Source organism: Sulfoacidibacillus ferrooxidans (genome assembly GCF_022606465.1).
Lineage (GTDB): Bacteria > Bacillota > Bacilli > Alicyclobacillales > SLC66 > Sulfoacidibacillus > Sulfoacidibacillus ferrooxidans.
The window spans coordinates 1-9,715 of record NZ_JALBUF010000032.1 but is presented as its reverse complement, the minus strand read 5'-3'; the positions used below and the strand labels follow the sequence as shown (position 1 = coordinate 9,715).

Below are 9,715 nucleotides of genomic sequence, written 5' to 3'. Positions count from 1 at the left end.
CCTGTACAATTCCAATCAATGTATTTCAAAAAAGCGAACAAAAAGGCAAGCTAAATCCAAGGTGCAATCCGTCAGACTGTTTTGATATTCTTTGTTCGGTGTGTCCACCATATTGACTTAATACCAGGTGATCTCATATAAAAATTAGTACCTAGGTAAGTTTACAACGCGCCATACTCCTTGAATCATTTTAATGTTTAAGATTTGTGGGCTGGGGCGTTGCCAAGTGGGACCCGTTAGGCCCATGGCATACCCGTACATCCATACAGAAAATTGATACCAAGTAGCATGGAGTTCTTTTCTACCTAGTATCTCGTAGCCAGCATGGATAGCAGAACCTGTATTTTCGAAATAGGAATCCAACCGCGTATGAGTGGTGTGGCGTAGAATTGATGGAGAAAGAATTGACTCAGCTCCTTTTATGTCACAATTCAGCCAATCGGCAAGAAATTTATCCGCAGTTGATAGGGCTCCTAAGTAGTTCTGAGATATCATCTTGGGTGGAGTCATCACATTCGTCAATGTTCTATTCTGATATGTACTCGCGCCTGCTGTAGAGGATGCTGACTGATTGATCTTTGCAGGTTGAACTAAAGTGGACGACGCATTTCCGCCAGATGTCGTCCCACATCCTGTAATTGTCAAGCACGTCAAAGCCAGAGCAGCACCACCGATTCCAAATGATCGTTTTTGCACACGAACCACCCTTTGTCTTAAAATATCGCGTTTTGATCATCTGATCAAACATCTTCTCTTTCATTTGACGATACCACGCGCAAGTGGTTACATCAAAATACCGATCAAATAACTTGCGCACAACAAAAAAGCGGTATGAGTAAGAAAGATTGATCTTTAGCTTGGGATGTATACAAACTGCCATGCATGAGGAATTAAAGAATGGTGAAGATATCATGATCAGTAACGCAGGAAAAATAAAACCAATCCTACAAGCAGAAAGAAAGGCAAGGAACCCTCAAACCGGAGAAGAAATCACGATTGGCGAAAATGAAACCATCAAATGAGTCGTAAGTACGAAATACTAAGACTGCGCTATGCGGTCTTATTTCTTTATCTATTATCATGTAACACGATAATTATCCAGTCATCTAATCGCATAATTTATTGACTTCAAAATAACACCATATCCTAATCATACTCAATGGTATTAAGTATGATGAGAGATTTCGCCTGTGAAGCCTTGCAGCACTAGGCTCATCGATGGTTTTCTACATGCTTTTCGTAGCGGAGAAGGGCAAGCAGATACGTGATGCGGTTTATACCATACATAACACCATGAAATAGAGTGATATGTATGATTGCATGAATCTGGTGATAAACGATATAATTGCTTGTTAGATACTTAGTATCTGATATAATAGATGGTATGAAATGATAGTCTGATGATCAGAATAGGGGATTATTCGTGATGAAAAAAGCAGAAAAACTGACGAAGTTAGGAATTGCTGTCGACGATCATATGCTCAATCGCATTGAATCTTATCGCTTTGGTAATTGGATTCAAACAAGAAATGAAGCACTCTTGCGCATTATTGACATCGGCTTAGCTCAGATTGAGCAGGAAAGCGTAGGAGATCGTAATCCATCAGTCGAAACATCAAATGAAGAACCAGTCAGCCATGAAGATGATAAAACAAGTGTTCAAACAGATCATGAGGAAGTAGACTACAATCCATCCGATGATCATGAACCGATGTAATCATCGCCTCTTCGCATCATGAGCGTTAACGCTTGAACAGGTGGAGGTGATGCGTGTCATGGAATTTGTGCAACCCATTCGCGATAAAAGACAAGTGGATGCCATGAAAAAAATACTCAAGAGCACCAATCTCCGCGATTATTGTCTCTTTGTGTTAGGGATCAATAGCGGGTTACGCGTATCCGATCTCCTGTCGCTCAGGGTGGGGGATGTAGTAGACGAACGGGGCAAGGTGAACGATCGTATTAACATTCGCGAGCAAAAAACCGGCAAGACCAAAGATTTTCCGCTTGGGGAAACATCCAAAAAGGCTTTGCGTGACTACCTCACGTCACGCTTCACCAAACATGTAGTCCGTGACGAGCCGTTGTTTCGTTCGAAAAAAGGGGGAGCGATGCAACGGTCCCAAGCGCATAAAGTGATGAACGATGCAGCACGTGCCATCGGCATCACCGACCGGATTGGAACCCATACGCTTCGCAAAACCTTCGCTTATCATGCGTACATGTCGGGGACAGATATTACCCGCCTGCAAAAGCTACTGAATCATTCCTCCCCATCGATCACACTTGCATACATCGGGATCACCCAGCAGGAACTCGACAACGTGTATCTGAGTTTGGAGTTGTAGTATATTTTAAAGGAAAGAGCTTACGCCAGAATAGTGAGATGGGGATGGAGAAGATGGATCAGGAGGATCAGGAGGATCAGGAGGATCAGGAGGATCAGGAGGATCAGGAGGATCAGGAGGATCAGGAGGATCAGGAGGATCAGGAGGATCAGCGAAACAGAATTCTCGAACACGTCCGTCAGTTTGTACTAACTACTCTAAAGGAGTATCCCTGTAAGATCTATCTTTTTGGATCATTTGCACGAGGGGAAGACCAAGGGTCCTCTGATATCGACATTGCGATTGAAGGCCCCGCTGCCGTCCCAACCCAATTACTCTTAGAGATACAACAGCAACTTGAAGAATCGACCATTCCCTATCGTGTCGATGTGGTGGATGTATATCACGCTTCTGAAACATTACAAACCGAGATATACAAGGAGGGGATTGAGTGGACCGTGTAACATTAGCGTTTGATCGAGTCAGTCAAGCATTGGTCACGCTTCAACAAGCACTAGAGCTGACCGAAATTTCTGATCTTGAAAGAGATGGTGCGATACAAAGATTTGAGTACACCTTTGAAGCGATGTGGAAAGCGGGACGTCATTTTCTAAGAGAATACCATGGTTTGGACGTTGCGTCTCCCAAAGAGGTCATTCGCTCTTGTCGTGAAGTGGGCCTACTAACCTTAGAAGAAACCGAACATGCTTTGGCCATGGTCAACGATCGGAACTTAACTAGTCATACATATGATCAGCATGTAGCGCAAGATATGTTCCAACGACTTGGAGATCATGCCATACTCATGGATACATGGTTCGAAAGAATGAAAGATAAGTTGAAATGAGGACAATCTATGGACATGTACGAGATGTAGTCTCTATTAATAGAAGAAACTCATTTTCAATTTCCTTAAACATGGATGCTATAACTTGACCATTAACCGAAGATGGTAGAAAGTAGCTTCCTTGTACACATCGTTAACCAGTCATTATGTCTTCGATCGGAGCTGTTACCATTGGACATCACCATGCTAGGAGGCGCTGAGATTGGCGCCACATGCATATGGTTTCGCACAGCCACGACCCAGTGGTTAGTCGATGCCGGAACGCGCATGAATGAACTAGACCCACTACCGAATCTGGCACTCCTTGAAACGCAACACGCCAAGATCGACGCCATCTTTATCACACACGCTCACCAAGACCATATCGGTGCATTACCGCTAATCTCCAGTATGTTTCCGACGGCTCCCGTCTATATGACCCAAGCCACGCTAGCGATCAGTAAAGTCATGCTAGCTGATGCGTTACACCTGAGTCGTCAGGATGGACATGCTAAGGTGTTCACCGAAGACCAATTGGATCAGCTCTGGCCACGGATTCACGTCATGGGACAGGATAAAGTGTTGAGCTGGCAGGGGATTCGCGTATCAACCTATAGCGCTGGTCATATCTTAGGGGCTGTGGCCATTGGGTTTGAGACCAACGACGAGGGGAGTGTCCTCTTTACAGGAGACTATTCCGTTGCACCTGGACGACTCATCGGTGGCCTGCGCATACCACACGGCACGCGCTATGATGCGGTCATCTCGGAATCCACCTACGGCTCACGCTTACATGAGAATCGAGCACAACAAGAAAAAGCACTGGCACAGCAAGTGTCTGACGTGATTCAACAGGGTGGTTTTGTTCTCATTCCTGCCTTTGCCGTGGGACGCGCACAAGAAGTGTTGATGATCTTGCAAAACGCCATGCGCTACAACAAAGAGATCAAGCCGTTCCCGATTGTCGTCGATGGTCTTGTGCGTTCCATTTGTCCCATCTATGAGTCGTATCCCCACTTGCTACAAGGACCTGCCAAGCGGTTGATTCATACAAAGGGCAGACTGTTCTCTCCAGAAGATATCTTTTTTGTGAAAACGGCTGAACAACGTCAATCCGTGGTGCAACAAGGAAAACCTTGCTGTGTCATCAGCTCATCGGGGATGCTTTCAGGCGGTCCTGCGATTTTTTACGCACATGCACTCGTTGGCGATGCCAAGAATGCCGTCTTGTTAACCGGGTATCAAGATGAAGAATCCCCTGGACGCTTATTGCTCACAATGGCCAAAGAATCGCCTGAAGAGAGACGATGGATCTTACCGGATCGCGTCGTACCTGTACGCGCTAAAGTAGGACTCTATTCCCTCTCTGCCCATGCCAACCGTAGAGAACTCGCCCAAGTGGTTGCCCACGTGCGCCCCCACACCGTATGGCTTGTCCATGGGGATGAGGAGGCGAAAGCTGGACTGACACGCGAGTTGCGTTCCTATCTACCCTCCGCTCATGTCTATGCCGCCGTGGTAGGCGAATCTTTCAACGTACCGGTTCGTGAACCTGCACACATCGTGCTCCCGCAAACCGAAGAGCCGATTCGCGCCACATCGTGGAGGGGACAAGTCCTCGCCTTCAAGGAGAACGACGTGCTTCTTCTTGGCTATTGCACCCAACAAGCGGGTGGAACCTGTCACGTGACCTTACAAGATGGCACCACCAAGCGCATTCCTGTGGATTTCGTCAAAGAACCGCTAGGGCGTGTTCCTGCAGGAGAATCACCCAACGAGTATATGGTAGGACTGATCGCTGCTGCCAAAGCCTGTATCGAGGATGGCCGTTATTTTGGGTACCGATCGGCTGAGCGTTTAGGGTATCTGATCGCAGAACAAGGTGGCCTCTTGCCTCCAGCTGATCCCTATGGTAACGATGAGGTCATGGACAAGTTGGAACCTTATGGGTGGAGAAAGACGGAGGCCATGCCACTCACACAAGTGTTTCGCGTGTTTGTTGCGTTTCCCTGGGCGATTCCTGATGCATTGAAAGCGGAGATCGAAGGAAAAGAAGTCCATGGGTGGCGATATCAGATCGAGCCACAAGTCTATCCGCCTGCCTTGCAAAAAGAAATAGAACAACTGGCCCATCGTTATGGGTTTCGGATACAACCACCCAAAGTGTTCACTCAGGAGCAACGCATCCTTGTGCCGATCACGTCAGACCATCCAGCACTTGATACCCAGATGATCGCCGATCAGTTGCAACAGGTCGTCGGGGGAAAGGTCCACGTCATGCGAGCCGATGATCATGAACAAGGATCACGCTTGGAACAAAATGAAGCGATGCGTCGTATTCGCGAGATCATGCCGGATTCATTGGGCGTCTACAAAATTGGTGCGGATACCGCTCAGGGGATCATCAAGGTGTCTGTGTATTTCCCTGATGCCGTGGTCGCAACCGATGGAGCGAAACAAGTAGCCGCCGAAGCAGAAAAGGAAACCGGTTGGCGTGTGGCATGGGCAACGCATACTCACATGGAACAGCTAGCCGCAACAGCGATTCGTTGGATCGAAAGTACGTCGAACCACGTGGTGGGTTCACCTGCCATCTATCAGGATCGAAACGTGGTGAAAGTAAAGATGACCCAGCCTCTCTCTGATGAGGAGAAAGCCATCATCTGCCCATCGTTTCATCAACAGACGGGCTGGACGCTACAATTCGCAGGAGATCACCACGCAGACGAGGCGGTGGTGACACCGATGCAAAACGGTACTCCTCGGGCAGAGATCAACCAAGCTCTACGCACGATTGAGGAGATGTGTACCCGTCGTGGCGTGACGTTGTATAAAAAATCCTTCAAAAACAATCGCATTGAACTGGCCTTTATTACGCCAGAGTGGGGGCACACGCAAGGTGCAGTGATTGACGAACTCCGTCACGTGACAGGGTGGGAGATTGTCGTATCCGATAAGGTGCAACAACAAGCGTTGATACGTTTAGCTGAACAGATCACTCCCGGTGTGATCAAGACACCCAGTGTGTACCTTGCCAAAAAAGCAGTAGGGGTACGGACAGAGCAGCATCTATCCTCAGAAGTCATCGAGGCATTTGCTCGTCAAACGAAGTGGCACTTGCAAGCCGAGTGAAAGGAGAACAACACATGCATGTACGCAGCCTAGAGATGAAACGAAAAAATGGGACCACCTACCGGTTAGAAACGGATCGAACGGATGAAGCGATTCGCAAGCAGTATCCAAAAGATAGTCTCGTTAGTGAACACGCCCTACGAGGAAAAGCATCCACAAGCGAAGAGGATGATGTGTGATGTCCCAAGCGCGATTTCTGGTCATCGACACAGAAACAACAGGTACAAACCCATGAGAAGATACGATCGTTGAAGTGTCTGCCATGTGGGTGGTCGGTCATGAGTCCAGCGGTTCTGGTGCAAAAACACGAAGAATGCTAAGAATGTCGGATCAATCTCTGAGATGAGGCTGGTATGGTATGAACGCCTTTACATGGAAGCACTTCGAAGCCCACATGATTCTGATGGCTGTTCGGTGGTACTTGCGATACAGCTTGCGTTATCGTGACACCGTTGAATGGCTTGAGGAAAGAGGCGTTCGTGTTGCACATACCACCATCATGCGCTGAGTACATGAATACGGTTCGGAACTGGACCAATGTATTCACCGTTTTCTGAAGCCTACAACGGATTCAAACCGAGTCGATGAGACTTCCATCAAAGTAAAAGGACAATGGAAGTATCTTTATTGGGCGATGGATTCTCAAGGTCAAACCATTGATTTCATGCTCTGTGAAGATCGAGACATCTCCGCTGCAAAACGATTCTTTAAGAAGGCTTTATTATCCCCGCACAATCCATCACCGCGTGTTGTTACTGTGGATAAAAATCCTGTGTAGCCGCCGGCATTACAGCAGTTAAAGGATGAAACGGAGATCCCACAGGACACCATCATCCGGCAGAGAAAATACTTGAACAAGATCGTTGAACAAGACTATCGATTGATCAAAAGGATCACCAAACCAATGCTCGGGTTCAAGTCATTCGAGACTGCTGAAAAGACCTTTGCAGGGATAGAAGCTATGCATATGCTACGAAAAAAGCAGGTTGAGTTATAACACCTGCCGACTTCTTCAACGGCGTTACTTGTAGATCGATTTTTAGGGTTATCTGCTGAATCGACGAAGTCACAAACGGACAAATCTATGCTACGCGTATGCTTTGCACCAGAACCGGGTATCGGGTTCAGTAGTGTTTGAGCGCCTTGTCATGGTGATTGATGTTGCGTAGCAGAATGGTTTGCTCATCTACAAATTCAAAGGTGATTCGCAAGTCCATGTTGACAGAACATTCGAAGACTGCATCAGTTCCCTGTACCCGTTTCATGCGTAATGATGGGTGTGCAGGAGGGAAGGCAATCAAATATCGAAAGGTTTTTTCCACCTGTGTCACGACCCGAGGGTTCCCTTTAGCAAGGCGTCGAAACTGATGAATGAAGCGCTCCGTTTGTGTCAGCTTCATGGGGTTCGGCGCTCTTCGTTGTTACCCAAAAGATCTCTCATCATGTCCTCGGCGGAATCGTATGCCCGACTCACTCGTCCTGCCGCCTTGTCTGCGTCCGCTTCACGTTCCCCTTCTTGCCACTCTTCTGTCCAGTACCAGGATTGATCATCATGTTCCATGATGGATTTGACAGCCGCATAAGCGGTCTCTAAATCGATGGGATCGTCAATCTGGTCAATCAGACGATAGAACTCCTCTTTATTCACAGCCATGCAAGTCCACCTCCTCATGTTCTATTTTCATCAGTATACCATTTGGCCCGGTAACGCGGCGTGATTCGCATGCGGAGGTTTGTCTAGTTTGTCTTGCTCTCAATGGTTCTGGTGTAAAAACACGAAGAGTGCTAAGATTGTCGGATCAATCTCTGAGATGAGGCTAGTATGGTATGAACTCCTTTACATGGAAGCACTTCGAAGACCACATGATTCTGATGGCTGTTCGGTGGTACTTGCGATACAGCTTGCGTTATCGTGACACCGTTGAATGACTTGAGGAAAGAGGCGTTCGTGTTGCACATACCACGATCATGCGCTGAGTACATGAACACGGTTCGGAACTGGACCAACGTATTCGCCGTTTTCTGAAGCCTACAACGGATTTATACTGAGTCGATGATACTTCCATCAATGTAAATGTCAACACAAACATGTACACTTTCGCTTGTTTAAGTATGTACAAAATTAATCATCATCTTTAGCGAGATGATTCTTCAACCGGTAGGAATCACCTATAATGGTAACGACAGTCGCATGATGAAGGATACGATCAAGAATAGCGTTGGCTAGTTTCGGTTCACGAAATACTTCATCCCATGCTCTGAAGTTCACATTTGTTGTCAAAATTGTACTTCGTTTTTCATAGCGCATATCAATCAGTTGAAAAAATAACTTTGCATCCTCTGGTTCAATCGGTAGATAACCGATCTCATCAATGATGAGTAGTTTGTACTTAGTATAATGCTTTAATCTAGCTTCTAAACGATTTTCTAGCATCGCTCGTTTTAAGTTCTGAATCAGATCATGACATTTAATAAAGTAAGTGCTAATACGTTTCTTGGCTGCAGCGATGCCTATAGATGTCGCTAAATGCGTTTTACCAACTCCGCTTGGGCCTAAAAATACTATGTTCTCATTTCCTTCGATAAATCGAAGTGATGCAAAGTCCTGCATTTGTTGTTTATTCACCGAAGGTTGAAAGGCAAAGTCGAAATCTACTAACTCCTTTCGGTGAGGGAAAGCGCCCACCTTCACCATCGCATGAATCATGTTTTGTTCACGAACATCAATTTCATAATTGCTTAGCTTGACCAGTGTATCCATAAAGGACATCTGGTTTTGTATGCTCAAGTCAATCACTTCGTTTACGTGTATGACCATTTGTTTCAGCTTGAGATACTCCAAATTACGAACAAGTTGTTGGTATGAGGTCGTCGTAGACATCATTCAAAAGCACCGCCTATCGCTTGCAAGTTTTTCTTCGCTAAGTCATCGATGTTCGGATAACCAGGAACGGAAAGCTTCAGGTTGTCTTTGTAGTGCTCCTCCTTGTAATTTAATTTTGCTTGACGAATCGCATGGCATACAAGGAGCTTTGTGCTACAATAGACGTACAATTGGTTGTCATAGACTTGTACACTTACTTTCATCCCTTGATACCCAGCGGGAACTGAGTATTGATTGGATTTGTAAGAGATCATGTTTGAGGCATTGACCTTCACAAGTGTATGACGAATGCGATAGGAATCTCTTGGACCTAGTATAAAGTAGTGGACACAAAAAGGAGGACTGATAAACTATGATTGAAAGGTTGTGTCGGGAAATTGGGAACGAAACAAACTAGGTATACTGAAGAATGTAAGTCGATGATTGTTGACCTCTATCACACGGGCAAAACACCATCAGAAATCATGAGCGAATATGGTCTAGGTAAAACGGCGTTATACAAATGGGTTCAGGAACGCAAAGAAATTTCGGTAGAACAAGAGACGC

General features: G+C 46.2%; 12 protein-coding genes and 3 pseudogenes. 10 read left to right on the top strand and 5 right to left on the bottom strand.

Features of this window, described 5'->3' with window-relative positions; all coding sequences use genetic code 11:
* Positions 1-144: 144 nt before the first annotated feature.
* The gene (locus MM817_RS15775) at positions 145-696 is read right to left on the bottom strand and encodes a hypothetical protein (RefSeq protein WP_241716905.1); all 552 of its coding nucleotides are present in this window, start codon (positions 694-696) and stop codon (positions 145-147) included.
* Positions 697-845: 149 nt separating this feature from the next.
* Between MM817_RS15775 and MM817_RS15770 the strand changes: the two genes are divergently transcribed.
* From MM817_RS15770 to MM817_RS15735, 8 genes and pseudogenes are all read left to right on the top strand, one after another.
* Positions 846-1,022 (top strand): HU family DNA-binding protein, encoded by a 177-nt coding sequence (locus MM817_RS15770; protein WP_241716903.1) that lies wholly within the window; start codon positions 846-848, stop codon positions 1,020-1,022.
* A 404-nt stretch (positions 1,023-1,426) separates the two neighbouring features.
* Positions 1,427-1,717, top strand: coding sequence for a hypothetical protein (locus MM817_RS15765; RefSeq protein ID WP_241716901.1), 291 nt, complete (start codon positions 1,427-1,429; stop codon positions 1,715-1,717).
* Positions 1,718-1,775: 58 nt separating this feature from the next.
* Positions 1,776-2,348, top strand: coding sequence for a site-specific integrase (locus tag MM817_RS15760; RefSeq protein WP_241716899.1), 573 nt, complete (start codon positions 1,776-1,778; stop codon positions 2,346-2,348).
* A gap of 53 nt (positions 2,349-2,401) precedes the next feature.
* The gene (gene mntA, locus MM817_RS15755) at positions 2,402-2,791 is read left to right on the top strand and encodes a type VII toxin-antitoxin system MntA family adenylyltransferase antitoxin (protein ID WP_241716897.1); all 390 of its coding nucleotides are present in this window, start codon (positions 2,402-2,404) and stop codon (positions 2,789-2,791) included.
* The gene (locus MM817_RS15750) at positions 2,779-3,174 is read left to right on the top strand and encodes an HI0074 family nucleotidyltransferase substrate-binding subunit (protein ID WP_241716895.1); all 396 of its coding nucleotides are present in this window, start codon (positions 2,779-2,781) and stop codon (positions 3,172-3,174) included. Before mntA ends, MM817_RS15750 begins: the two co-directional genes overlap by 13 nt.
* Before the next feature lie 171 nt (positions 3,175-3,345).
* Positions 3,346-6,285, top strand: coding sequence for an MBL fold metallo-hydrolase (locus MM817_RS15745; protein WP_241716894.1), 2,940 nt, complete (start codon positions 3,346-3,348; stop codon positions 6,283-6,285).
* A 14-nt stretch (positions 6,286-6,299) separates the two neighbouring features.
* Positions 6,300-6,464: a hypothetical protein gene (locus MM817_RS15740; RefSeq protein WP_241716892.1), complete on the top strand. Its 165-nt coding sequence runs from the start codon at positions 6,300-6,302 to the stop codon at positions 6,462-6,464.
* 179 nt (positions 6,465-6,643) lie between these two features.
* Positions 6,644-7,282 (top strand): annotated as a pseudogene (locus tag MM817_RS15735) (IS6 family transposase).
* A gap of 127 nt (positions 7,283-7,409) precedes the next feature.
* Here the strand turns inward: MM817_RS15735 and MM817_RS15730 are convergent.
* Entirely contained in the window at positions 7,410-7,685 is a 276-nt protein-coding gene (locus MM817_RS15730) for a type II toxin-antitoxin system RelE/ParE family toxin (protein WP_241716890.1), read from the bottom strand.
* Positions 7,682-7,939 carry a hypothetical protein gene (locus MM817_RS15725; RefSeq protein ID WP_241716888.1) on the bottom strand — a complete coding sequence of 86 codons (258 nt, stop codon included), beginning with the start codon at positions 7,937-7,939 and terminating at the stop codon, positions 7,682-7,684. Before MM817_RS15725 ends, MM817_RS15730 begins: the two co-directional genes overlap by 4 nt.
* A gap of 173 nt (positions 7,940-8,112) precedes the next feature.
* Here MM817_RS15725 and MM817_RS15720 point away from each other — a divergent pair.
* Positions 8,113-8,325 (top strand): annotated as a pseudogene (locus MM817_RS15720) (IS6 family transposase); the annotation flags it as partial.
* A gap of 82 nt (positions 8,326-8,407) precedes the next feature.
* Here MM817_RS15720 and istB read toward each other — a convergent pair.
* Together istB and MM817_RS15710 are read right to left on the bottom strand one after the other, a co-directional pair.
* Entirely contained in the window at positions 8,408-9,166 is a 759-nt protein-coding gene (gene istB / locus MM817_RS15715; protein ID WP_241716907.1) for an IS21-like element helper ATPase IstB, read from the bottom strand.
* Positions 9,166-9,474: pseudogene (locus MM817_RS15710) on the bottom strand (Mu transposase domain-containing protein); the annotation flags it as partial. The gene istB and the pseudogene MM817_RS15710, both read right to left, overlap by 1 nt.
* Before the next feature lie 51 nt (positions 9,475-9,525).
* Between MM817_RS15710 and MM817_RS17605 the strand changes: the two are divergent.
* Positions 9,526-9,715, top strand: a 190-nt coding sequence (locus MM817_RS17605) for a transposase (RefSeq protein ID WP_419723426.1), incomplete at its 3' end; no start/stop codon positions are given.